The sequence below is a fragment of the Microtetraspora niveoalba genome, assembly GCF_001570405.1.
In the GTDB taxonomy this organism is placed as follows: Bacteria; Actinomycetota; Actinomycetes; order Streptosporangiales; family Streptosporangiaceae; genus Microtetraspora; species Microtetraspora niveoalba.
In genome coordinates, this window is the sequence record NZ_BBYM01000030.1 from 40959 (window position 1) to 63011 (window position 22053).

At 71.6% G+C, this 22053-nt stretch carries 25 protein-coding genes, 1 tRNA gene and 1 pseudogene; 12 read left to right on the top strand and 15 right to left on the bottom strand.

Annotated features, from left to right (window positions below; all coding sequences use genetic code 11):
• Positions 1–99: 99 nt before the first annotated feature.
• A complete protein-coding gene (locus AWQ70_RS27135) occupies positions 100–1008 on the bottom strand; it encodes an MBL fold metallo-hydrolase (RefSeq protein ID WP_067181751.1) in 909 nt (302 codons plus the stop codon).
• A gap of 115 nt (positions 1009–1123) precedes the next feature.
• Between AWQ70_RS27135 and AWQ70_RS27140 the strand changes: the two genes are divergently transcribed.
• Positions 1124–1573: an ASCH domain-containing protein gene (locus AWQ70_RS27140; protein WP_067181754.1), complete on the top strand. Its 450-nt coding sequence runs from the start codon at positions 1124–1126 to the stop codon at positions 1571–1573.
• Here AWQ70_RS27140 and AWQ70_RS27145 read toward each other — a convergent pair.
• Complete coding sequence (locus tag AWQ70_RS27145; RefSeq protein ID WP_218004679.1) at positions 1548–2063, bottom strand: hypothetical protein; 516 nt, start codon at positions 2061–2063, stop codon at positions 1548–1550. The genes AWQ70_RS27140 and AWQ70_RS27145 overlap by 26 nt on opposite strands.
• Positions 2064–2396: 333 nt before the next feature.
• Positions 2397–3854: an MFS transporter gene (locus AWQ70_RS27150; protein ID WP_281197113.1), complete on the bottom strand. Its 1458-nt coding sequence runs from the start codon at positions 3852–3854 to the stop codon at positions 2397–2399.
• A gap of 275 nt (positions 3855–4129) precedes the next feature.
• Between AWQ70_RS27150 and AWQ70_RS27155 the strand changes: the two genes are divergently transcribed.
• The 3 genes from AWQ70_RS27155 to AWQ70_RS27165 all read left to right on the top strand — a co-directional run bounded on the left by AWQ70_RS27155 (position 4130) and on the right by AWQ70_RS27165 (position 6825).
• Entirely contained in the window at positions 4130–5329 is a 1200-nt protein-coding gene (locus AWQ70_RS27155; RefSeq protein ID WP_067181759.1) for a sensor histidine kinase, read from the top strand.
• Entirely contained in the window at positions 5326–5988 is a 663-nt protein-coding gene (locus tag AWQ70_RS27160; protein WP_067181761.1) for a response regulator, read from the top strand. The genes AWQ70_RS27155 and AWQ70_RS27160 overlap by 4 nt, the downstream gene beginning before the upstream one ends.
• A gap of 156 nt (positions 5989–6144) precedes the next feature.
• Positions 6145–6825, top strand: coding sequence for a DsbA family protein (locus tag AWQ70_RS27165; protein WP_067181764.1), 681 nt, complete (start codon positions 6145–6147; stop codon positions 6823–6825).
• Between the two features lie 184 nt (positions 6826–7009).
• Here the strand turns inward: AWQ70_RS27165 and AWQ70_RS27170 are convergent, their stop codons facing one another.
• Complete coding sequence (locus AWQ70_RS27170; RefSeq protein ID WP_067181767.1) at positions 7010–7372, bottom strand: MmcQ/YjbR family DNA-binding protein; 363 nt, start codon at positions 7370–7372, stop codon at positions 7010–7012.
• A gap of 218 nt (positions 7373–7590) precedes the next feature.
• Entirely contained in the window at positions 7591–8640 is a 1050-nt protein-coding gene (locus AWQ70_RS27175; protein WP_067181770.1) for an SDR family oxidoreductase, read from the bottom strand.
• Positions 8641–8752: 112 nt separating this feature from the next.
• On the opposite strand from AWQ70_RS27175, the gene AWQ70_RS27180 reads away from it, so the two are divergent.
• The 3 genes from AWQ70_RS27180 to AWQ70_RS27190 all read left to right on the top strand — a co-directional run bounded on the left by AWQ70_RS27180 (position 8753) and on the right by AWQ70_RS27190 (position 11217).
• The gene (locus tag AWQ70_RS27180; protein ID WP_067181943.1) at positions 8753–9175 is read left to right on the top strand and encodes a hypothetical protein; all 423 of its coding nucleotides are present in this window, start codon (positions 8753–8755) and stop codon (positions 9173–9175) included.
• An 80-nt stretch (positions 9176–9255) separates the two neighbouring features.
• Positions 9256–9903, top strand: a complete 648-nt coding sequence (locus tag AWQ70_RS27185) for a PadR family transcriptional regulator (protein WP_067181773.1) — start codon at positions 9256–9258, stop codon at positions 9901–9903.
• 135 nt (positions 9904–10038) lie between these two features.
• On the top strand, positions 10039–11217 hold the full coding sequence (locus AWQ70_RS27190; protein WP_067181775.1) for an FAD-dependent oxidoreductase: 1179 nt from the start codon (positions 10039–10041) through the stop codon (positions 11215–11217).
• 115 nt (positions 11218–11332) lie between these two features.
• Here AWQ70_RS27190 and AWQ70_RS27195 read toward each other — a convergent pair.
• From AWQ70_RS27195 to galU, 7 genes are all read right to left on the bottom strand, one after another.
• Positions 11333–11409 (bottom strand) — tRNA-Ala (locus AWQ70_RS27195).
• Between the two features lie 49 nt (positions 11410–11458).
• Entirely contained in the window at positions 11459–12241 is a 783-nt protein-coding gene (gene sepX, locus AWQ70_RS27200) for a divisome protein SepX/GlpR (RefSeq protein ID WP_067181777.1), read from the bottom strand.
• Between the two features lie 175 nt (positions 12242–12416).
• Positions 12417–13064, bottom strand: a complete 648-nt coding sequence (locus tag AWQ70_RS27205; RefSeq protein ID WP_067181780.1) for a GNAT family N-acetyltransferase — start codon at positions 13062–13064, stop codon at positions 12417–12419.
• A 54-nt stretch (positions 13065–13118) separates the two neighbouring features.
• Positions 13119–13595, bottom strand: a complete 477-nt coding sequence (locus tag AWQ70_RS27210) for a MogA/MoaB family molybdenum cofactor biosynthesis protein (protein ID WP_084517864.1) — start codon at positions 13593–13595, stop codon at positions 13119–13121.
• Positions 13592–14086, bottom strand: a complete 495-nt coding sequence (gene moaC, locus AWQ70_RS27215) for a cyclic pyranopterin monophosphate synthase MoaC (RefSeq protein ID WP_067181783.1) — start codon at positions 14084–14086, stop codon at positions 13592–13594. Before moaC ends, AWQ70_RS27210 begins: the two co-directional genes overlap by 4 nt.
• 55 nt (positions 14087–14141) lie before the next feature.
• Positions 14142–15338: a molybdotransferase-like divisome protein Glp gene (gene glp / locus AWQ70_RS27220; protein ID WP_067181785.1), complete on the bottom strand. Its 1197-nt coding sequence runs from the start codon at positions 15336–15338 to the stop codon at positions 14142–14144.
• 4 nt (positions 15339–15342) lie between these two features.
• Positions 15343–16248: a UTP--glucose-1-phosphate uridylyltransferase GalU gene (galU, locus tag AWQ70_RS27225; RefSeq protein ID WP_067181787.1), complete on the bottom strand. Its 906-nt coding sequence runs from the start codon at positions 16246–16248 to the stop codon at positions 15343–15345.
• A 24-nt stretch (positions 16249–16272) separates the two neighbouring features.
• Here galU and AWQ70_RS27230 point away from each other — a divergent pair, with 24 nt between their 5' ends.
• From AWQ70_RS27230 to AWQ70_RS42265, 3 genes and pseudogenes are all read left to right on the top strand, one after another.
• The gene (locus AWQ70_RS27230) at positions 16273–16848 is read left to right on the top strand and encodes a 5-formyltetrahydrofolate cyclo-ligase (RefSeq protein ID WP_084517873.1); all 576 of its coding nucleotides are present in this window, start codon (positions 16273–16275) and stop codon (positions 16846–16848) included.
• Positions 16849–16880: 32 nt separating this feature from the next.
• Complete coding sequence (locus AWQ70_RS27235) at positions 16881–18389, top strand: potassium/proton antiporter (RefSeq protein ID WP_067181792.1); 1509 nt, start codon at positions 16881–16883, stop codon at positions 18387–18389.
• Between the two features lie 205 nt (positions 18390–18594).
• A pseudogene (locus AWQ70_RS42265) lies at positions 18595–18750 on the top strand (FmdB family zinc ribbon protein); the annotation flags it as partial.
• A gap of 62 nt (positions 18751–18812) precedes the next feature.
• Here AWQ70_RS42265 and AWQ70_RS42270 read toward each other — a convergent pair.
• On the bottom strand, positions 18813–18983 hold the full coding sequence (locus AWQ70_RS42270; protein ID WP_306303419.1) for a hypothetical protein: 171 nt from the start codon (positions 18981–18983) through the stop codon (positions 18813–18815).
• Between the two features lie 129 nt (positions 18984–19112).
• Between AWQ70_RS42270 and AWQ70_RS27240 the strand changes: the two genes are divergently transcribed.
• Both AWQ70_RS27240 and AWQ70_RS27245 read left to right on the top strand, forming a co-directional pair.
• The gene (locus tag AWQ70_RS27240) at positions 19113–19919 is read left to right on the top strand and encodes an S-methyl-5'-thioadenosine phosphorylase (RefSeq protein WP_067181795.1); all 807 of its coding nucleotides are present in this window, start codon (positions 19113–19115) and stop codon (positions 19917–19919) included.
• 4 nt (positions 19920–19923) lie between these two features.
• The gene (locus AWQ70_RS27245) at positions 19924–20514 is read left to right on the top strand and encodes an SAF domain-containing protein (protein WP_067181797.1); all 591 of its coding nucleotides are present in this window, start codon (positions 19924–19926) and stop codon (positions 20512–20514) included.
• A gap of 40 nt (positions 20515–20554) precedes the next feature.
• Here the strand turns inward: AWQ70_RS27245 and AWQ70_RS27250 are convergent, their stop codons facing one another.
• Complete coding sequence (locus tag AWQ70_RS27250; RefSeq protein WP_067181946.1) at positions 20555–21349, bottom strand: cytochrome c oxidase assembly protein; 795 nt, start codon at positions 21347–21349, stop codon at positions 20555–20557.
• A gap of 28 nt (positions 21350–21377) precedes the next feature.
• Entirely contained in the window at positions 21378–21917 is a 540-nt protein-coding gene (locus tag AWQ70_RS27255) for a DUF2243 domain-containing protein (protein ID WP_067181799.1), read from the bottom strand.
• Between the last annotated feature and the right edge of the window lie 136 nt (positions 21918–22053).

A 22053-nucleotide genomic window follows, 5' to 3' on the forward strand; every position in this document is an offset into this window, starting at 1 on the left:
TCCCCCATACCCGGCGGCCGTTCACGGGCAACGCGGTTTCTCGCCAGAAGGACGACGCCGCCGCGTAAAGAACCACCTCACGAGGCGGCCGTCTCCGCTTCAGGACGAGGAGGGCGGAACCGGCCGCCACCCGAAGCGGTCCCCGCGGCGCTCGATCCGCCCCAGCCCCGGGAACGGCATGTGGTACGCGTGGACGAGCAGGTTCTCGTCGGCCGCCCGCTCCACCAGCCTCCGGCGGCTGAGCACCGACCGCCCGGCGTCGAGATCCCATGGTGTGCGCCAGGCGAGGTGGGCCAGTTGGAGCCGGTCGTAGAAGGTGTCCCCGACGCACAACAACCGCTCCCCCCGCGACCGCAGCAAGAACGCCGAATGCCCGGGGGTGTGGCCGGCCGCGTCCACGGTGTGGACGTGGGGCAGGATCTCGGCGTCGTACTCGAACCCGCGCAGCCGCTCGCCGAAGAGCCTGATCGCCTCACGGGCCGGGCGGCGTTGCTCCGGCGGGGCAGAGCAGGCGGCGTCCGACCAGAAGGCCACCTCGGCGGCGTGCGCGAGCGGGATCGCGTCCGGAAAGCTCGGCTCGCCCGACCACACGGCTCCGCGCGCGTGGTCTTCGTGAAGGTGCGTGAACACGACGGCGGCCGGCTCGGACGTCGGGAACCCGGCCTCGGTCAGTCCGCCGGTGAAGCCGCCGACGAGGGGGGCGATATCGGGGCCGTATCCGAGGAAACCCCTGCCGAGTCCGGTGTCGATGACGGCCAGGCCGGCCGGGGTCTCGACGCACAGGCAGTTGTAGCCGCACGTCAGCGTCGCCCTCCCCTGCCCCTCCTCGGCCACGGCGTCCCGCAACTCCTGCTCGGGCACACCGGAGGCGGGGCTGAAGAAATCGGCCAGCGGGGGATCCCAGGGAGGGTCGAGCTGACCGTCGCTGACCACCGCGCAGGAGAGATCCCCGACCGTGAAGCGGTGGACCCGCGTGCGGTCCCCGTCGCCCGCGCCCTTCCCGGCCACGTCGTCCCCCTCACGTCTTCACCGCGTCGTCGGGAGAGATGGTTGACGTTTCCGGCTCCGGACATGTTTCGCGGACGTCCTGGAAAATATGACGAACTTCGGCAAAGGTAATGGAATGCCCGAATCCATGGAGATCATCGATCCCGCCTCCCTGCCCAGGGCGGAGTTCGCCTTCCCCGGCCCGCTGCGGGACCTGCTGGTCGCGGCGATCCTCGACGGCCGCAAGGTCGCCACGACCTCCCTGCTCATCGAGTACGAACTCGCCGGCGAGGCGCTGCCCGCGGTCGGCGACCGTTCCGCCGTGGTGGACTCCGACGACCGCCCGGTGGCCGTCATCGAGACGACCGGCGTACACGTGGTGCCCCTGGGAGAGGTGGACGACGCCCACGCGAGGGACGAAGGCGAGGGGCACACGACGGTCGGGCTGTGGCGAGCCGCCCACGAGGCGTTCTGGCACGGTCAGGAGATGCGCGCCGCGCTGGGGGATGACGCCTTCACCGTGGACGACACCACACCGGTGGTCCTGGAACGCTTCCGCGTCATCGCCGACCTCCGTACGGCCTGACGCCCCCGCCACCGTCCCTCCCCAACCGGTGCCGTACGTACCGGTGGTCCGGAGTCTCGAACTCCAGCCCGTTCTCGTCGAGCGCGTTGTAGACCGTCACCTGCCCGTCCGGGAAGCGGAAGGCCGGGGCCACCGTCCCGTACGCGAGATCGCGTCCGGCCCATTCGAGGAGGCTGACCTCCAGCAGCGGCCGCCCGGCCAGGGCGGCCAGTGCGCTCGGCACCCCGCTCCGCCAGGACAACCGGAATTCCTCCGCCGCCCATTTCAGCGACCGGTCCGGGTCCACGGTGTTCCAGGTGATCGAGAGCTCGTCGAATTTCCAGTGGACGATCTCGACCTGCTCTCCCTCGAAGTCGAGCAGGACCGGAGCGTCGGGGAACCAGGCGTCCTCGTCCTCATCCCACACCAGCAGAGATCGCGTCAGCCTCCGGCCCACCAGCGTGGCGAGCCGGGAGCCGTGCGCGGCGGTGATCGCTTCGCGGCCGCTCAACCATTGCGGAAGGTAGCCGGGAATGCCGAAGTCGAACAACGCGCTCAGTCCCGGGGACGCAGAGTTTCGATCATCGGTCCAGTCTGCATCGGGCGCCGCGCACCTCCAAGGGCCGCGGACTCCAGATGAGGCCGACCCACCAGCCTGGCGGCTCCGCCTCCACGAAAATCGCGGGACTCGCCCCGGAACCGGCCGTACACGCACCCCACCTGGGCACTGCTGCGTGAGTTGGCCGATCGTGCTCTCGCCCTCATGCCGCCGCAGCCGTGGCGGTCCGATCCGCCGGACCACATCCTCGGCGGATGAGCGACCGCTTCCGAACGGCGCGCCGGGTCAGGCGTTCTCACCCGCGAGCACGCCCGCGACGGCCCGCCGCCGCCGGGCCGGGATCGCGAGGGACAGCAGCGCGGCCACCAGCGCCGCACCGCCGCCCACGATGAAGCTGGTACGGAACCCCTCCATGGACGGAACCGAATTCGGGCCGAGATGCACGACCATGTGGCTGAGCACCACGCCGACGACCGCGCTGGCGCTGGAGGTGCCGATCGACCGCATCAGGCTGTTCAGCCCGTTCGCGGCCGCCGTCTCCGAGGTCGGCACCGCCGACATGATCAGTGCGGGCATGGCGGCGTACGTGAACGCGATGCCCGCCGAGATGACCGCGGAGATCAGCGTGATCTGCCAGACGTGCCGGGTCATCCCCAGCCCCATCACGTAGCCGCAGAGGATCACCAGACAACCGATGAACAACGACGTTCTCGGCCCCCGGGCCGCCGAGATCCGCGCGGACAACGACGAGACCAGCGGCATCACCAGCCCGCCGGGCAGCAGGCACAACCCGGCGGCCAGCATGGTCTGGCCCAGGCCGTACCCGGTCGCCTCCGGCAGTTGCAGGAGCTGCGGGAGGACGAGCGCCTGCGCGTACATGGCGAACCCGACCACGACGGAGGCGAGGTTGGTCATGAGGACCTGGGGGCGCACGCTCGTCCGCAGGTCCACCAGGGGATCGCGCGTGCGCAACTGGTAGCGGCCCCACACGAGCAGCACCAGCGGCGCCGCGCCGAAGAGGCCCAGCGTCGCGCCGCTGCTCCAGCCCCAGTCACCACCCTTGGAGACGGCCAGCAGGAGGCAGACCAGCCCCGCGGAGAGCCCGAACGCGCCGACGACGTCGAAGCGGCCTCCGCTGCGCAGCGGCGACTCCGGGACCAGGGCCGCCACCAGCACCAGCGCCACGAGGGCCAGACCGGCGGACGCCCAGAAGAGCACGTGCCAGTGGACGTACTGCGCGACCGCGGCGGCGGCCGGCATGCCCAGCGCGCCTCCGATGCCCATCGAGGAGCTCATCAGCGCCATCGCCGAACCCAGCCTCGCGGGCGGCAGCTCGTCCCGCATGATGCTGATGCCGAGCGGGATCACCCCGACGCCGACTCCCTGCAGCAGCCGCCCGACGACCATGGGGGCGAGCGAGCCGCTCAGCGCGCACACCACGGAGCCCACGATCAGCAGCGCGAGGCTGAGCAGCAACATCCGCCGCTTGCCGTACATGTCGGCGAGCCTGCTGATGACGGGGGTGGCGACGGCTCCGGCCAGCAGCGTCGAAGTGATCACCCAGGACGCGTCGGCAGCGGTCGTGTGCAGCAGGACGGGCAGCTCGGACACCAGCGGGAGCACGAGGGTCTGCATCAGGGCGACCAGGATGCCGGCGAAGGACAGTACGACGACCACGCCCCTGGCGCGTGACGAGCGGATCTCGGCCTCTTCCTCATGACCGGTGAGTGGCGTCGCGCTCAAAGGGCCTCCGCTCGCAAATCGGGCGGAGCGGCCCATATCCCGACACCGCTGTCTCCGTCATACATGTCATACGCATCATGCACAGTCGCTCATGTCAGGACTCGGGCGGGGCCTCACTGAGCGGGACCGGCCCACCGCCCGCGGGCGTACGTCCACGGGCTGATGCCTGCCAGGACGGGGGCCGGTTAGGGTCACAATATGCCGGAAAAACCGCCCATCTCGGTGCATATGCATGTTTCGCGGTGCACCCCCGTTCCGGGAAGCGCACCCCGCCGATGACGAGATCGAAGGTCACGGCGTGGGTAGGGGGTGTCCTGTACCTGTTCCTGCTGGGTCTGCTGTTGACGGGCGCGCCGCGGGCTTCGGGCACGGTCCACGCCGTCGGGTCGCTGCTGGCCGTGAGCCTGCTCACCGGTGTGTTGCGGCGGACGCCACTGCCGGCCCTGGCCATGACACTCGTCGGTGCCACCGCCGTGGTGGTGGTCCCATCTCACGACGTGCCAGCGAGCCTGGCGATGTCGTATCAGCAGTCGTATCAGGAGCCGTATCAGGGCCAGTTCCTGTCGTACCTGGCGGTGGACCTCGTCCTGGGCTTCATCGTCGCCACCCGTACGCGGCGCGTCTCGATCGTGGCCATGGCCGTATCGTTCACCGTGCAGCTCCTGGTGATCGGCGGCTTCGGGGGCGGGGACAACCTGACGGTCAACAGCGTGATCGCCCTCCTGGCGATGGCCGCGTCCTGCGCGGTCGGCCTGCTGATCCGCGAGCGCCGCGAGCACGCGGCGGCGCTGCGTTCACAGGAGGTGGCCGAGGCCGTGACCGCCGAACGGCTCCGGATCGCGCGGGAGTTGCACGACCAGGTCGCGCACAGCATCGGCATCATCGCCATCCAGGCCGGGGTGGCCGGCCGCGTCATCGAGACGCAGCCGGCGGCGGCCCGCGAGGCGCTGCGAGCCGTCGAGTCCACCAGCAGAGAGACCCTGTCGGGCCTTCGGCGCACGCTGGTGGCGCTCCGTCAGGCCGACCCGGGCGCGGTGGCCTCGGAGCAGGCGTCGTTCGCCCCGTCGCCGGGTCTGGCGGATATCGAACGGCTGGCGGCGGCGACCGCGGACGCGGGAGTACGCGTCGACGTGCGCTTCAGCGGGGAGCAGCGTCCCCTGCCGGCCGACATCGACCTGTCCGCCTTCCGCATCGTGCAGGAGGCGCTGACCAACGTGGTCCGGCACGCGGGCACCGGACATTGCCGGGTGGCCATCGACTACGGGGACGAGGAGCTGTCCGTGGAGGTCGTCGACGACGGGCGCGGCGCCGCCGAGAACGGCTCGGCCCACGGCTTCGGTCTCGTCGGCATGCGGGAGCGAGTGGGCCTGCTGCGCGGCCGGTTCAGCGCCGGGCCGCGTCCCGAGGGTGGCTTCCGTGTCGCGGCCCGGCTGCCGCTGCCCGAACCCGTCGGAGTCCCGGTGGAGGCCCGATGACCGTCCGGGTCGTGCTCGCCGACGACCAGCCGCTGGTGCGGTCCGGTCTGCGCGTGCTCATGGCCGATCACCCCGACCTTGAGGTCGTCGGCGAGGCCGCCACCGGGGCCGAGGCGGTCCGGCTGGTCGAGGACGTCGGCCCCGACGTCGTGGTGATGGACATCAGGATGCCCGGCATGGACGGGATCGAGGCCACGCGCCGGATCACGGCGGGTCCGGCGACCACCCGCGTCCTCGTCCTCACCACCTTCGACGAGGACGACCACGTCTACGGCGCGCTCCGGGCCGGCGCGAGCGGCTTCGTCGTCAAGGACATGGCGCTGGACGACATCCTCGCCGCGATCCGTGTGGTCGCCGCCGGCGACGCGCTGATCGCACCGGGCGTGACGCGCCGTCTGATCGCCGACTTCGTCGGGCGCCCCCAGATCGCCCCTGAGCGCTCGACACGACCGGTCGAGGGCGTCACCGAGCGGGAACGGGAAGTGCTGACCCTGGTCGGGCGCGGCCGGTCGAACGCCGAGATCGCGGAGGAACTGTTCATCTCGGTGGCCACCGCCAAGGCGCACGTGTCACGGCTGTTCACCAAACTGGGCGCCCGGGACCGGGTTCAGCTCGTGATCATCGCCTACGAGACGGGTCTGGTCACGCCGCCTCGCTGACGGCGTCCCCCGGCCCCCATCCCACACATGCTCGTACGCCGTCTTCCCCCCGCTCGGCGCCCTCCCCCGCAGGCCGAGTCCGGCGGTCTGCGCGGGAGGCCGCTCCCGATACGATCAGGCGCGCAATCCGGCGCCGTCTCTAGGGGCTATCTGATCGTGGACACCTCCCGCCTCCATTCGATCCGCACGCGCGCCGTCAAGCTGGCCGTCGCGGCCGTGGTCCTCGTCGTCCTCGGCGTGATCGCCCTGGCGCCGGCCCCCCAGAGGGATCCGGCGAGCGTCTCCCCGTCCGATCTCGTCTCCTTCCGTGCCGACGGGACGGTCCTGATGGCGCTCCCCGGCGTGACCTCGCCCGTCCTCGAGGTGTACGAGGACTACCAGTGCCCGTACTGCCGGGACTTCGAGCGGCTCAACGGCGGGGTCGCCAGGGAGTGGGCGATGCAGGGCAAGGTCGCGTTGGTCATCCACCCCTTCACGGTTTTCGGTGAGAGCTCCGGGGTGACGCGCGACAACTCGCGCCGCGCCCTCATGGCGTCCCTGTGCGTCACCGACCCGCGGAAGTGGCTGGCCTACCACGACGAGCTGTACTCCCACCAGCCCGAAGAGACCCTGGAAGGCGGCTTCGCGGTCGAGGAGCTGGTGCGGTACGCCAAGGGCGTCGGCATCGCGGAGGCCGAGTTCGCCGCGTGCCTGAGCTCGGAGAAGACCGCCGACCGCGCCGACGCGTTGTCCCGGCTCGCCTTCGCGCGCGGCGTGCAGGGCACGCCGACCATCCGCCTGGACGGACGCGACCTCGACTGGAGCAGGTCGTGGGCCACGCCGGTCCAGCAGGCCTGATGCCGCGCTCCCCGCACGGCATCGCCGATACAGCCTCAGACGGCCTTGCTGAGGCTCTCGAACTCGTCGTCCGTGTTCCCCGCCCCCGGAGACACCGACATCTCAGACCGGAAACCCCCGCACAGCACACGCTTCTCGCCTGACCGGACACTTCCTGGACGGCGGCGTGACGCTCCGGCCCGGCTCAACCGGCGGCTTCGTACTCCTCGACCAGCCGCCGGGGCGCGGTCAGGCACCACGCCTCGGTGACCAGCTCGGCCAGCTCGTCCGGCCGCACACGGTCCAGCCGGACCTCCACCCAGCCGAAACGGCCCGCCGTATAGGAACGGGCGAAGACCTCGGGCTCCTGCCCGACGAGCGCCTCCCGCTCCTCGATCGTCGCCTTCACCAGGGCGACGCCGGTGTCCTCCTGGAGGTAGGCGAACCCCTTGCCGCGCACCTTGACTCCGACGTGGTTTCCCGGAGCGCCCAGCTCGGCCTCCGGAAGCGCCCGCACGATCCGCAGGAACTCCTCCACACCGACTGCCTGATCAGCGAGTTCGTCCATGCGGAAGGTCTACCAGCCGGCACCGACAATCCTCCGTCCCCGCCGGCCCGGGTCGGCCGCGCCGGGCCGGCGCCGGCGGGTCCGTACGGGCCTCATCAGGCCGGTGCGCTTCCGGTGCAAGGACACCCACGACGGAGCGGCGGAGAGCGCCAAGCGGGAGCGTGAAGCCGGGAGCGTGAAGCCGGGAGCGCCAAGCGGAGAGCGCCAAGCGAGGGGCGTCAGGAGCGCTGCCCGACGCCTGTGGCGAGTTCCTTGACGCGGCCCTTCACGCCCTCCTCGCTCGCCAGCGGCGGCGTGTCCATCCCTCCTCCTCGCTGGAGGCCCTCGAAGAACTCCTCAAGCGCCCGTCGTCCGTCCCTGAGCGGGTGCCAGCCGAGTTCGTCGTGGGCCCGCGACACGTCCATCAGGGGGATCTTCAGCGCCATCTCCAGCAGGCCCGGCGCGGCGGGCACGAGACGCAGGTGCCAGCAGGCCGCGAGTGCGCTCCTCGCCAGGATCGCGGGCACGGGCACCGTACGCGTGCCGAGGATCTCCGCCAGCATGCGCGGCGTGATGACGGGGTCGGCGGCGAGGTTGAAGGCGCCGACGACCGGCCGCGTCACCGCGAGCCGGTAGGCCTCGGCCGCGTCCTCGGTGTGCAACACCTGCAACCGGAGCCCGGGGATGTCCGGCACGAACGGGACCAGCCCCGGACGGACCAGCCGTCCCGGCAGCAGCGGCCCCGCGAAGATGCGCCGCTGCTCGGTCGCGGCCTCCCGCTTGAAGATGAAGCCCGGACGCATCCGGACGACCCTGACGGCGGGGTGATCCCGTTCGAAGATGTCCAGCAGCCGCTCGACGTAGGCCTTCTCCCGTCCGTACGCGGCGTCCGGCCAGCCGTGGGTCGGCCAGGTCTCGTCGACGGCCTGCTCCTTCGGCCCGGGAGAGTACGCCCCGACGGACGAGGCGTAGACCAGCGTGGGCACACCGGCCTTCCCCGCCGCGCGGAACACCCGCTGGCTGCCCATCACGTTGGCCCGCCAGGTCGTCACCGGATCATGGGTCGGCTGGAACAGCCAGGCCAGGTGGACCACGGCGTCCGCTCCGGTGAAGATCCGGGCCAGGTCCGCCGTGGCGACGTCGGCCGCCTGCCACTCCGTCTTGCCGGGCCGCCATCCGGGAAGCCGCCGGGCGATGCCGACGATCGAGGTGATGCCGGGATCCGACTCCAGCGCGGAGACCAGGCTCGTCCCGACGTTGCCGGTCGCTCCGACCACGACTACTCGCATGTGCCCCTCGCTGCCCGGGCGGGGACCGCCGAAACCCCTCCCACCTGCGGTCCTCCGTTTCCCCGCCGCCGCGTACGGGCATGAGCCGATCTCTCGGGGAAGAAGGATGATCATGCTCAGGATGCTGGTGCGCGGCGCCGCCGGCGGCGCTCTCGCCACCGTGGCGCTCACCGCGGTGTCACTGGCCGGAGACCAGGCCGGGCTCATGCGCGACCGGCCGTCGGGACGTCCCGCTCCCGCCCCGTCTCCCCGGCGAACACCCCGCCGCTCCCGACCCGCCGAGTCCCTCGCCCATTTCGGGTTCGGCGTGGCGTCCGGCGTCGTCTTCTGCACCCTGACGCGCGAACGCGCCAGCCTGCCCCTGGGCGTCGGGTACGCCCTGACCGCCTGGCTGGCGAGCCGGCGCGGCTGGGTGCCGCGCATCGGCATCCTGCCGCCGGAGAGCCGCGACGACTCCTGCCGCGCCGCCGTTCTCGCCGCCGGACACGTGGTCTACGGCATGGTCCTCGTGGCCACCCTCAACCGCCTCGACTGAAACCCGCGACCGCCCATTGCCGAGGTTTTGCTCGCCTACGTATACTCGTGTACGAGTAAACGTCTGCGAGGTGATCGGTGATGGCGAAGCGGCGCAAGGTGACGAATCTGCTGGGGTTGGCGGTGCTCTCGGCGGTCGTGCATCGCCCCATGCATCCGTACGAGATGGCGGCGGCCCTGCGCGGCTGGAACAAAGAGCGCGACATGGGGATCAAGTGGGGCTCCCTCTACACGGTCGTCGGGAACCTGGCCAAGCACGGGCTGATCGAGGAGGCCGGCAGCACGCGCGAGGGGCGCCGCCCGGAGCGGACGGTCTACCGGATCACCGAGGCGGGCCGCGAGGAGCTGGTCGACTGGACCCGCGAGCTGCTCGGAGTGCCCCACGCGGAGTTCCCCCGGTTCCGAGCCGGCCTCTCCGTCATGGCGGCGCTCGCCCCGGACGACGTGATCGGGCTGCTCACCGACCGGCTGGCGACGCTCGGCGAAGAGATCACGGAGTTGCGGGAGCTCCACGAGCGTGAGATCGCGGACGTACCGCGGCTGTTCCTCATCGAGACCGAGTACGACCTGGCCATGCTGAAGGCGGAGGCGGCCTGGATCGGCTCCCTGCTCGAGGAACTGACCGAGGGCGCCTTCCCCGGCCTGCGGGAGTGGCGGGCCTTCCACGAGACCGGGGAGATCCCGCCCGGTCTGGAGGAGCTCGCCGAAAAGAAGATCACTGGCATCTAGTCCTGGTGGCGGTGCTGCAACACCGCCACCAGGGGAACCTTCGAACCGACATGCGGATGGCCCGAAGATGGCGGTCACGAGGATAACGGCTCTCCTCCATGGCGGTTCGAGCACGTCAACCGACCAGGAGGAGAAATGAGACACGTCGCGATCATCGGCGCCGGCATCGCCGGCCCGGTCACCGCCCTGGCGCTGCGCAAGGCGGGCATCGACGCCACCGTCTACGAGGCGTACCCGACCACCGCCGACGGCATCGGCGGCACGCTCGCCCTGGCCCCCAACGGCATGGCGGCGCTGGAGATCCTCGGCGCGGCCGACGCGGTGAGGGCGGTCTCCCGCCCCAGCTCGCGGACGGTCCTGACGATCGCCGGCCGCAAGCGCATGGAGCTGCCCGGCCTGTCCGGCGTCGGGCCGCTGTCCGTGGTCCGGCGCGCCGACCTCTACCGGGTGCTGCACGACGAGGCCGTCAGGCAGGGCATCGAGATCGAGTACGGCAAGCGGCTCGTCGAGGTCGACCACACCACGGCGGTCTTCGAGGACGGCGGCCGGGCCGAGTTCGACGTCCTGGTCGGCGCCGACGGCATCCACTCGACCGTTCGCCGGCTCATCGACCCGAACGCGCCCGGCCCCAAGTGGACCGGCATGCTCGGCCTGGAGGGGGTGTCGTCGTACGAGGTGCCCGAAGATCCGGAGACGATGGTCTTCGCCTTCGGGAAGCGCGGCTACTACCTCTACTGGCCCGAGAGGGACGGCGGCAGCACCTGGGGCGTCAACCTCCCCTACCACCGGCCGCTGTCCCTCACCGAGGCCCGCGAGGTGTCGACCGAGGAGTGGATGCGCATCCTGCGTCGCACCTACGGCGAGGACGTGCCCGGCGGCGATCTGATCCGTCACACGTCGGTGGAGTCGGTGCACGTGACGGGCGCGCTCCACATCATGCCCAGCGTCCCGCGCTGGCACCGGGACCGGATGGTCCTGGTGGGCGACGCCGCCCACGCGCCGTCGAACAGCTCGGGTCAGGGCGCGTCGCTCTCCATCGAGAGCGCGATACAGCTCGCCCGCTGCCTGCGGGACATCGACGACGTGCCCCAGGCGTTCGCCGCGTACGAGCGGCTCCGCCGTACCCGGGTGGAGAAGGTGGCGGCGCGCGCCTCGAAGATCAACCACAGCAAGACGCCGGGCCCCGTCGCGCGGACGCTGATGCCGCTCCTCATGCCGCTGCTGATGAAGACGGTCATGAATCCGGAGAGGACCACGGGCCCGGAGCTGCGTTACCGCATCCCGTGGGACGCGCGCGTCGACGTCCCCGCGTAGAGACGGCGTCGGCGATCCCCGGTTCTCGAGCCGCCATCGACGGGAAAGACTTCGAGCCGCGGTCGGCCGGGAAAACGAAGAGGCCGGTTCCGAGGATCGGAACCGGCCTCTGGCCTGGTGGAGCTATGGGGATTTGAACCCCAGACCCCTTCGATGCGAACGAAGTGCGCTACCGGACTGCGCTATAGCCCCAATGCCTCGACTAGATTAGCAAACATTCGGAGCTGTTCGCGCCATCCGATCAATCGCCGACCGCGCGCCTGTCGGAGTACTGGTCGAAGACCTGGACCCGCTTGCGCGCCTCCAGCATGATGACCTCCGCCTCGCGGGCCATGGCCTCGATGGCGCGCCGGCGCTCACGCTGCTTGGCCAGCCGCTCCGCGCGCGCCTTGGCGGCCAGCTCGCGGCGCTCCGCGTCCACCCGTACGGCGACGCGCAGCACGGCGAGGTAAGCGACCATGAGGACGCCCGAGGGAGCGACGGCCCACCAGGGCATGACCCTGACGGCGGCGGTGACGGTCGAGGCGACGACGAGCAGGATGCTCCAGAGCAGCCGCCTGCGGCGCCGGGCGATGATGAGCGCCCGACGGCGCCGTGCCGCCCGGCGCGCCCGTGCCACCCTGTCCTCCCGGGGCCGGGAGGCGCCCTCGGCGGCCGCCTCCTCACTGCCGGTGGACGCCTCGTCGGCGGACGCGTCGTCACGCTGGGTGCCCGCGCCGGACGGGACGCCGCCGTCGTCCGCGGAGTCCGCGGACGCGCCTGTGGTGGCCGTGGCGGCGGCCTGTCCGGCCCCCTCCGGGACCGGAGCGGGCAGCGGGACGGTGAGCGGAGCGGAGGCCGAGCCCTCGCCCTCCACGGACGCCGTACGCGGGCTCTCGATGACCGTGTCCGCGTCGGCCGCGGGCTCGGCGGGCTCGTCCTCGTACAGGTCGTCGATGGCGTGCTTGTCCCTGCGCAGCCACATCGGCAGCAGGACCCCGAGCCACATGACGACGATGGCGAGGTAGAGGAGGACGCTACCCATGCGACCACCTCCGGAGATGCCGAGCACACCTGCGGACTCTGGGCGTCGGAGATGTGCTCACGTCACGCACCGTAAGACTGCGTGTCACTGATTGACGAGCATTCGATGCGGTGTGTCGCGAGATCGTCAAAGCTCTTCATGTAATTCGATCCCGGTGTGTGATCACCGGGAACGCTCACTGTCCCGGGGTCGTCTCCGTGCGCCTGGACGCCGCCGCCTCGCGGGCGCGCCGCCACTGGACGAGGAGGCCGCGCGGGGCGTCCTCGACCGTCAGCGCGTAGCAGATGTGGTCCCGCCACGCGCCGTCGATGTGGAGCTGGCGCCTGCGGATGCCCTCCTCACGGAAGCCGAGCTTCTCGACCACTCTGCGGCTGGCGTGGTTCTCCGGCCGGATGTTGGCCTCCAGGCGGTGCAACCCGGTGGTGAAGAAGCAGTGGTCGACGGCCATGGCGAGCGCGGTCGGGATGATGCCGCGCCCGGCGAGCGCGCCGTCCACCCAGTAGCCGACCTGCGCGGAACGGGCGGAGCCCCAGACGATGGCGCCCACGGTGAGCTGCCCGGCGAACTGCCCCTGGTAGGTGACCACCCAGGGCAGGGCGAGCCCCTGCCGCGCCTCGCGCCGCAGGGTGCCCACCATCGAGACGTACGGCCCGAGGCCGGTCCGGAAGAGCGGGGTCTCGGGGTTGCTCGGCTCCCATGGCCGCAGCCAGTCGGCGTTCCGCAGCCGGGTCTCACGCCAGGCCCGGACGTCACGCAGCCGCAGGGGCCGGAGCCCGACGGGCCCCTCGGTCAGGGCCGCCGGCCAGCCGCGAAGTCGATCCACGCGTCAATCATCTCCCGGAAGCCCGCCGGGGCGCCATGCCGGTGCCGGAACCGGTCACCGACGGTGGTCGCCGCCCCGGATCTGGTCAACGGCGTGCGCCAGGATCGGGGCGAGGATCGCCATCCCGTCCCGTACGCCTCCGGAGGAGCCGGGCAGGTTGACGACCAGTGTGGACCCCGCCTGTCCGGCGAGCCCGCGCGACAGGATCGACGCGGGCACCTTCTCGCGGTTGGCCTGCCGTACGGCCTCGGCGATGCCGGGGATCTCGCGGTCGAGGACGCGGCGCGTCATCTCGGGCGTGAGGTCGAGGGGGGTGAGGCCGGTGCCGCCGGTCGTCACGATGACGTCGTAGCCGTCGCCGACGCCCTTGCGCAGGGCCGCCTCGACCGGCTCGCCGTCGGGGACGACGGCGGGGCCGTCCACGGCGTCGCAGCCCGCCTCGGCGAGCAGCCTCGCCAGGAGCGGCCCCGAGGTGTCCTCGTAGACCCCGGCGGACGCCCGGTTCGAGACGGTGATCACGAGCGCTCTCACGGGCGGGTCCAGACGCCGGTCTTGCCGCCGGTCTTCTCCTCGACCCGCACCCCCGTGATGACGGCGGCCGGATCGACGGCCTTGACCATGTCGACCAGGGCGAGCGCCGCGACGGTGACGGCGGTCAGGGCCTCCATCTCGACGCCGGTGCGGTCGGCCGTCTTGACCTTCGCGGTGATCTCCACGCCGGTGTCGACGACGTCGAGCACGACCTCGACGCCCTGCACGGCGATCGGGTGGCAGAGCGGGATGAGGTCGGGGGTGCGTTTCGCGCCCATGATCCCGGCGATCCTGGCCACGCCGACCGCGTCCCCCTTGGGGACGTCGCCCGCGCGGAGCGCGGCCACGGCGGGCGCGGCGAGCAGGACGCGCCCGGTGGCGGTCGCGGTGCGCACGGTGACGTCCTTGGCCGAGACGTCCACCATGCGGGCGGCGCCCGTCTCGTCGATATGGGTCAGATCGTGCGTCGGCTCGCGGGTGGGGTCGCTCATCTCTCCTCCTCGCCCAGTGGTACGGCGTCGCGTACGCGGATCAGGCCGTGCTCGCTCACAGCGGGATCACGTCCACTTCGGCTCCCTCGGGCAGCTCGGTCACGTCCTCCGGCACGACGACGAGGGCGTTGGCGGACGCGAGCGCCGCGAGCTGGTGCGAGCCCTGCCCGACGACCGGGGCCACGGTGTTCCCTGCGGCGTCCGGCGACAGCACCGCCCGCAGGTAGGACCGCTTGCGGGCGGGCGAGCGCAGGTAGGCCGTGGTGGTCGCCCTGACGGTCGCGGCCGGCCCCTCGGGCAGGCCGCGCATCTTGCGCAGGGCCGGCTCGACGAAGAGCACGAACGACACGAAGGACGAGACCGGGTTGCCGGGCAGCGTGAAGATCGGCACGTCGTCGTCGCCCACCACGCCGAACCCCTGGGGCATCCCCGGCTGCATGGCGACCTTCTCGAAGACGACCTTGCCCAGCGGCGCCAGGGCCTCCTTGACCGGCTCGTACGCCCCCATGGAGACGCCGCCGCTGGTGATCACGACGTCGGCCCGGACGAGCTGGGCCTCCAGCGAGCGGAGGAAGCGCTGCGGGTCGTCGCCGACGGCGCCGGCGCGGAAGACCTCTCCCCCCGCCTCCTGTACGGCGGCCGCGAGCATGAAGCTGTTGGACTCCCAGATCTGGCCGTGCCCGAGCGGCGTGCCCGGCTCGGCCAGCTCCGCCCCGGTGGAGATCACGACGACGCGGGGCCGGGGCCGTACGAGGACCCGGCGCCGGCCGGCCCCGGCGAGGATGCCGAGCTGCGCGGGGCCGATCACGCTGCCTTCACGCAGCACGATCTCCCCCGCGCGCACGTCCTCGCCGGAGCGGCGGATGGCGTTGCCCGCGGGCACCGCCCGGTGGACGGTGACGCGGGCCGTGCCGCCGTCGGTCCACTCGACGGGGACGACGGCGTCGGCACCCGCGGGCACGGGCGCGCCGGTCATGATGCGCGTGACCATGCCGGGCCCCATCGCGCGCAGCTCGGTGTCCCCCGCCGCCACATCCTCGATCACCGGGAGCACGACCGGCGCGCCGGCCACGTCCTCGGCGCGTACGGCGTAGCCGTCCATGGCCGAGTTGTCGAAAGGGGGAAGAGCCACGGGCGACGCGACGTCCTCGGCGAGCACGGTGCCGTGCGCCCGTTCGAGATCGATCTCGAGCGGGGCCAGCGGCCGGATGGTCGCGAGGATGTCGGCGAGGTGCCGATCGACGGATTTCATGCCTCTAGGATCCCGCCTGGTCGAGGAACTCGCGCAGCCACGGGATGAACTCCGGCGCGAGGTCCTCGCGGTCGGCCGCGAACTGGACGACCGTGCGCAGGTAGTCGAGCTTGTTGCCGGTGTCGTAGCGGCGGCCGCGGAACAGCACGCCGTGGACCGGCCCGCCCTCGTCGGGGCCGCGGGAGGCCAGCGTGCGCAGGGCGTCGGTGAGCTGGATCTCGCCGCCGCGGCCGGGCGGGGTGTTCTCCAGCACCTCGAAGACGGCCGGGTCGATCACGTAACGGCCGATGACCGCCCAGTTGGACGGGGCCTCGTCGGCCGGGGGCTTCTCCACCAGGTCGGTCACGCGTACGACGTCGTCCTGGTCGGTCGCCTCGATGGCGGCGCAGCCGTACAGGGAGACCTGCTCGCGCGGCACCTCCATGAGGGCGATGACGCTGCCGCCGTAGGTGGCCCGCACTTCGATCATGCGCTTGAGCAAGGGGTCGCGGGGGTCGATCAGGTCGTCACCCAGGAGGCAGGCGAACGGCTCGTCGCCGACGTGCTGCTTGGCGCACAGCACGGCGTGGCCGAGGCCCTTGGGCTCACCCTGACGGACATAGTGCATGGTGGCGAGGTCGACCGGCTCCTGGACCTGGGAGAGGCGCTCCTCGTCGCCCTTGGCCCGCAGCGCGTCCTCGAGCTCGTACGCGACGTCGAAGTGGTCCTCGATCGAGCGCTTGTTACGTCCGGTCACCATCAGAACGTCGAGCAGGCCAGCGGAGACCGCCTCTTCGACGACATACTGAATGGCCGGCTTGTCGACAATCGGCAGCATCTCCTTGGGCGTCGCCTTCGTCGCAGGCAGGAATCGGGTGCCGAGGCCCGCCGCCGGCACAACGGCTTTGGTCACGTTCTCAAAGTCAGCCATGGTGGAACACTAATGGAGCAGGCTATGGACAAGATGAACCTGCGGCGACGGATTCTTAACACACGGTCAGGACTGGACGAGCGGGTCCTGCGCGAGTCGTCCGGAGCGATCAGGGAGCATCTGCTCCAGGAGCCGTGGGTCCAGATGGCTGGGCTGGTCGCCTGTTACTGGTCGATCGGGTCCGAGCCGTCGACGCACGGCCTGGTCTTCGCCCTCTGGAAACACGGCGCGACGGTCATGCTGCCGGTGCTGCGGCCGGACCACGATCTCGACTGGGCGGTGTACGACGGTCCCGACTCCCTCGCCCCGGGGCCGTACGGGATCATGGAGCCGGTGGACACGCGCCGCGGCGTGGACGCGATCAGGACGGCCGCGCTGGTCCTCGTCCCCGCGCTCGCGGTGGATCCCGTGACGGGCGTGCGTCTCGGGCGTGGCGGCGGGTCCTACGACCGCGCACTGGCCAGAGTGGGACCCAACGTCCCGACCGTGGCGCTGCTGCACGAAGGCGAGCTGATCGAGGGGATTCCCGCCGAACCGCACGATCAGAGCGTCATGTTTGGCGCTTTACCGACCGGTATTATCCGTTTGCGCGGAGTGTGACGACAGTGGCGTGAGATGCGAAAGGGGGGCAGGTGGGGCTGAACGTATGGCTGCTCCTGTCCGCCATCGTCGTCATCACGGCAATCGTCTCCGTCCGCATCGCCCACCGCACCGGCCTTCCCAGCCTGCTGATCTACCTCGGCCTCGGGCTGCTGCTGGGTGAGGCGGGGTTCGCGCACATCCACTTCGAGAACGCCGGGCTCGCCCAGCAGCTCGGTCTCGTGGCGCTCGCCGTCATCCTGGCCGAAGGCGGTCTCACCACCAACTGGCAGAACGTGCGGCGCGCCGTGCCATCGGCGCTGGTCCTGGCCACGCTCGGCGTCACCGTCAGCATCGCCGTGTTCGCGGTGGCCGTACACAGCCTGCTCGACATGAGCTGGCGGTTGTCGCTGCTGCTCGGCGCCGTGCTCGCCTCGACCGACGCGGCGGCCGTGTTCTCCGTGCTGCGGCGGCTTCCGCTGCCGCCGCGGCTCGCCGGCGTCCTTGAGGCGGAGTCCGGTTTCAACGACGCGCCGACCGTGATCGTCGTGACGATGCTCAGCCTGCCCTCCGCGCCCATGCCGTCCGGGTGGGACATCCTGGTCAACGCGGCGTACGAGCTGGCGGTGGGGGCCGCGGTCGGGCTGGCGATCGGCCCCCTGTCGGCGTACCTGCTGCGCAGGGTGGCGCTGCCCGCCTCCGGCCTCTATCCGATCGCCGTCATGGCCGCCGCGTTCCTCGCGTACGCGGGGGCCGTGCAGCTCCACGCGAGCGGCTTCCTCGCCGTCTATCTCGCGACCCTGATCATCGGGAACAGCCGGCTGCCGCACCGCTCGGCCACGAGAGGGTTCGCGGAAGGCGCGGCGTGGCTGGCGCAGATCGGGCTCTTCGTCATGCTCGGCATGCTCGCCAGCCCGGCCGAGCTGCCGAGCACGATCGTCCCCGGCCTGCTGGCCGGCGTGGTCCTCGTGCTGCTCGCCCGCCCGCTGTCCGTCGTCGCCTGCTCGCTTCTCGTACGGCTCGCGCGGATCGACCGGATCTCCTGGCGCGACCAGGTCTTCCTCTCCTGGGCCGGTCTGCGGGGGGCCGTCCCGATCGTCCTGGCCACGATCCCGTGGGCCGACGGCATGCTCGGGGCGAAGGGAGTGTTCAACGAGGTCTTCATCATCGTGATCGTGTTCACGCTGGTGCAGGGCCCCACACTGCCGTTCCTGGCCAAGATCCTCGGCATCACCGCCGAGGGGGAGGCGCGGGACATCGACGTCGAGGCCGCGCCGCTGGAGGAGCTGAAGGCCGACCTGCTCCAGGTGCGGATACCTCCCGGCTCGATGATGCACGGCGTGGAGATCTTCGAGCTGCGGCTTCCGGCGAACGCGGCGGTGACGATGATCGTGCGCGACGGGCGCTCCTTCGTCCCGTCGGCCACCACCCAACTGGAGTCCGGGGACCAGCTCCTCGTCGTGACCACGGCCGCGCAGCGGCAGGTCGTCGAGCAGCGCCTGCGCGCCGTGAGCCGCAAGGGCAAGCTGGCCGGCTGGTACGGCGAACGCGGCGCCACCTGACCGTTCGGCGCGACCGTCCCAGATGCTGGACTGGGAGCGTTCCGGGATGTGGCGCTCGGCCTCTCGCGCAGCGGCCCTCCCGACGCGGCGGACGCCGTACGAGCGGGCCGGAACGGGACGTCCGGCCAAGCGGTGCGGGCGTTCCGGCAGGTCGGAAGGCCGTCCCGGCGGCGGGCAGGCAATAAACAGGGCCTGAGTGGCGTTTATGCTTCTCGGCTGCGTACCATTAGCAGTCGCACCGGTTGAGTGCCAGTTTCAGGAGGAGCGCGTGCCCACCTACCAGTACGCCTGTACCGCTTGCGGTGAGCAGCTGGAGGCCGTCCAGAAGTTCTCTGACGCCCCGCTCACCGACTGTCCGCAATGCGCCGGCCAGCTGCGCAAGGTGTTCTCCGCAGTCGGCATCGTGTTCAAGGGTTCCGGTTTCTACCGCACCGACAACCGGTCCTCCAGCTCGTCGAAGTCCACGACGTCGACGACCTCGACGTCCGGCGACTCGTCGAAGCCGGAGTCCGCCTCCGCCGCGAAGACCGACTCCGCCGCCTCGGCGCCCGCCGCCGCGCCCGCGTCGAGCACCTCCGCGGCCTGAGCCCTCATCGGCCGGTTCGCCGCGTCTCACCACGGGCGATCATCGGCCAGGCCGTACCGGCTCCAGGCGGCGGGCGAGGGCGGCGGTTATCCACAGCCCGGATCCGCTCCCTCCGCTCTTTCGCCTAGGGTCGGCCCATGGTCACTCGCGCAGACATCGGCGTCATCGGCGGTTCGGGGCTCTACTCGCTGCTCGACGACGCCGAAGAGATCCAGGTCGCCACGCCGTACGGGCCGCCCAGCGACACGATCACGCTCGGTCGCATCGGCGGGCGCTCCGTGGCGTTCCTCCCTCGACACGGCCGCGGGCACGTGCACCCGCCCCACCGCATCCCTTATCGCGCCAACATGTGGGCGCTGCGCTCCCTCGGCGTCCGCCAGGTCATCGCGCCGTCCGCCGTCGGCTCCCTTCGCGCCGAGTACGGTCCGGGCACCCTGGTGGTCCCCGACCAGCTCGTGGACCGGACGATCAGCCGCGAGCGGACGTACTACGAGTCCGGCGCCGCCGTCCACGTGTCGTTCGCCGATCCCTACTGCCCCACCGGCCGCGCGCTCGCCGTCGACGCGGCCCGCGAGAGCGGCTGGCCCACGGTCGACGGCGGCGCCCTCGTCGTGATCGAGGGCCCGCGCTTCTCCACCAGGGCCGAGTCCCAGTGGTACGCGGGAGCGGGCTGGTCGATCATCGGCATGACGGCGATGCCCGAGGCCGTGCTCGCCCGGGAGCTCGCCCTCTGCTACACCTCGATCTCGCTGGTGACCGACCACGACGCCGGGGTGATGGCGGGCGAGGGCGTCACCCATGAGGAGGTCCTCGCCGTCTTCGCCGCCAACGTCGAGCGGATGCGGACGCTCATCGGGCAGGTCGTGACCGCCCTGCCCGATGAGCGTGACTGCCCGTGCGGCAGCGTCCTGGACGGCGTCCCGCTTCCGATCACCCTCCCGTGATCTCATGCGCGCCCTGAGCCGCCGGCTCGCCCGGCATCGCCGTCTCGTCGCCGCGGTGCTCGCCGCCGTCTGCGTGGCGTGCGCGCTGCTCTCCGTGCGGCAGCCGCCGGGCGTGGCCGTACTCGCCGCCGCCCGCGACCTTCCCGGCGGGCGGGTGTCCGCGCCCGACGTCACCGTCGTACGGCTGCCGCCGGAGGCGGTGCCCGACGGCGCGTTCAGCGACCGGGCCTCGGTCGTCGGCGGCGTCCTGTCCGGGCCGGTGCGCCGGGGAGAGCTCCTCACCGACGTCCGGCTGCTCGGGCGCGGGTTCCTCTCGGCCCTGGGGGCCGGCCTGGTGGCCACCCCGGTGCGGATCGCGGACCCGGACGCGGCGACGCTGCTCTCACCGGGAGACGTGGTCGACGTCCTCGCCGCCTTCGGGCAGGAGACCGCCCAGGCGATCACCGTCGCCCGGGACGTCACCGTCGTGACGCGACCGGCGACGGGGGCCGTCGAGGGCGCGCTGCTGGTGCTCGCCACCACCGGCGAGCAGGCGCTCGCCCTCGCCCGGGCCCAGTCGGCCAGCCGCCTCTCGGTGACCATCCACGCGCGATAGCTCCCTCCCGAACGTTCCTGTGGTGGTCGGGATCGGACGGCTATGTGGCGGCGGGCGCCGTCCGGCGCCTCGCCGTTCGGGGAGCGGGGCGCCAGGTCGAGAGCAGGGCCAGGGCCAGCAGGAGTTCCGCTATGTCGCCGCCGTAATACATGATCTCGGCCGCGCCGCGCAGTTCCGCCGCGGGCACCCGTACGCCGACCAGGAACCCGGCGTACATGAGCTGGGCCATCGCGGCGTGGGCGGTGATCGCCACGCCCAGGACCACCAGCCTGGTCCGCACGGACGGCCGCCGGGGCGCCGGGTCCGGCCCCGCGATGGCCCAGGCGAACAGGTAACCGGCCAGCACGAAGTGGAGGTGCACAAGGTGATGCGGCACCCGCCCGGACGCCACCAGCCCGTACAGCGGGGTGAAGTACAACGCTGCCATGCCGCCGACGTTGAGCACCAGGGCGAGCCATGGATCGGCGAGCACCCGTGCCGGGCGGCTGTGGAGCAGCCGCGCGACGCGACGACGGCCGGTCGTGGGGAGCGACCGCAGCAGAAGGGTCAGCGGAGCGCCCAGCACGAGCGCCGTCGGCGCCACCATCCCGACGAGGAGATGTTGCAGCATGTGGCCGCGGAAATCACGCTCGGCGAAGGTCGCGACAGGCGGGAGCATCGCGACGATCAGCAGCCCCGCGCCGGCGACGACACTCGCCACGCGCCGGCGGCTCCACCCCCGCGGCTCGCGTCGACGGCCCAGCGCGAGCACCAGGTACCCGGCGAGCACGAGCGCGACGACCGCCGGCGACAGGAAGCCCACACTCGTACCGCCGTGGCCCTCATGCCCGGACATGTTCACCCCGCCGTGCCCTCATGCGCGGTCAGGCCGCGGAGCGGGCCGGCGCGGTGTGAATGCGGCGGGCGCCCCGTTGCAGGAGCCATCCTCCGGCGATCAGCAGCGCGCCCAGCACGAGGAAGCCGATGTCCCACCACATCTGGTACGGCCCGCCGCGGACGTGGTGGATGGACAGGATGTGGTGGTCGACGATGCCTTCGACGAGGTTGAACAGGCCCCAGCCGACCAGGAGCCAGCCCCACAGCGCGCGCGACGTCCAGATGCTCCTGCGGCGGTGGGACATCCGCGCGTACAGCATGGCCAGGCCCACGAGCACCGCCGTCCAGGTGAACACGTGGAAGAACCCGTCCCACATGGTGTTCATCTGCAGACCGGGCACGGTGTCCACCGGGTAGTAGCGCACCCCGATGTTGTCGCTGTCGGTGCCGCTCAGCATGTGGTGCCACTGCAGGACCTGATGGAGCATGATGCCGTCGACGAATCCGCCGAGCCCCACGCCGAGGATCACCCCGGGCAGCGCGATGTCCGGCGTCGTATCGACCGGTCCGGTCGCTCTGGTCGCCATCGTCCCCTCTCCCCGCGGTCACATCGGTGCCCGTCCCGAAAGGGCGCCGGGTCCGGGCCTCGTGCCCTCGCGGGCGTCCGGCCCACCGTCCAGCGCACTGAGCGAGAGAGGGACCTGGACGACGGCTCGACCGCCG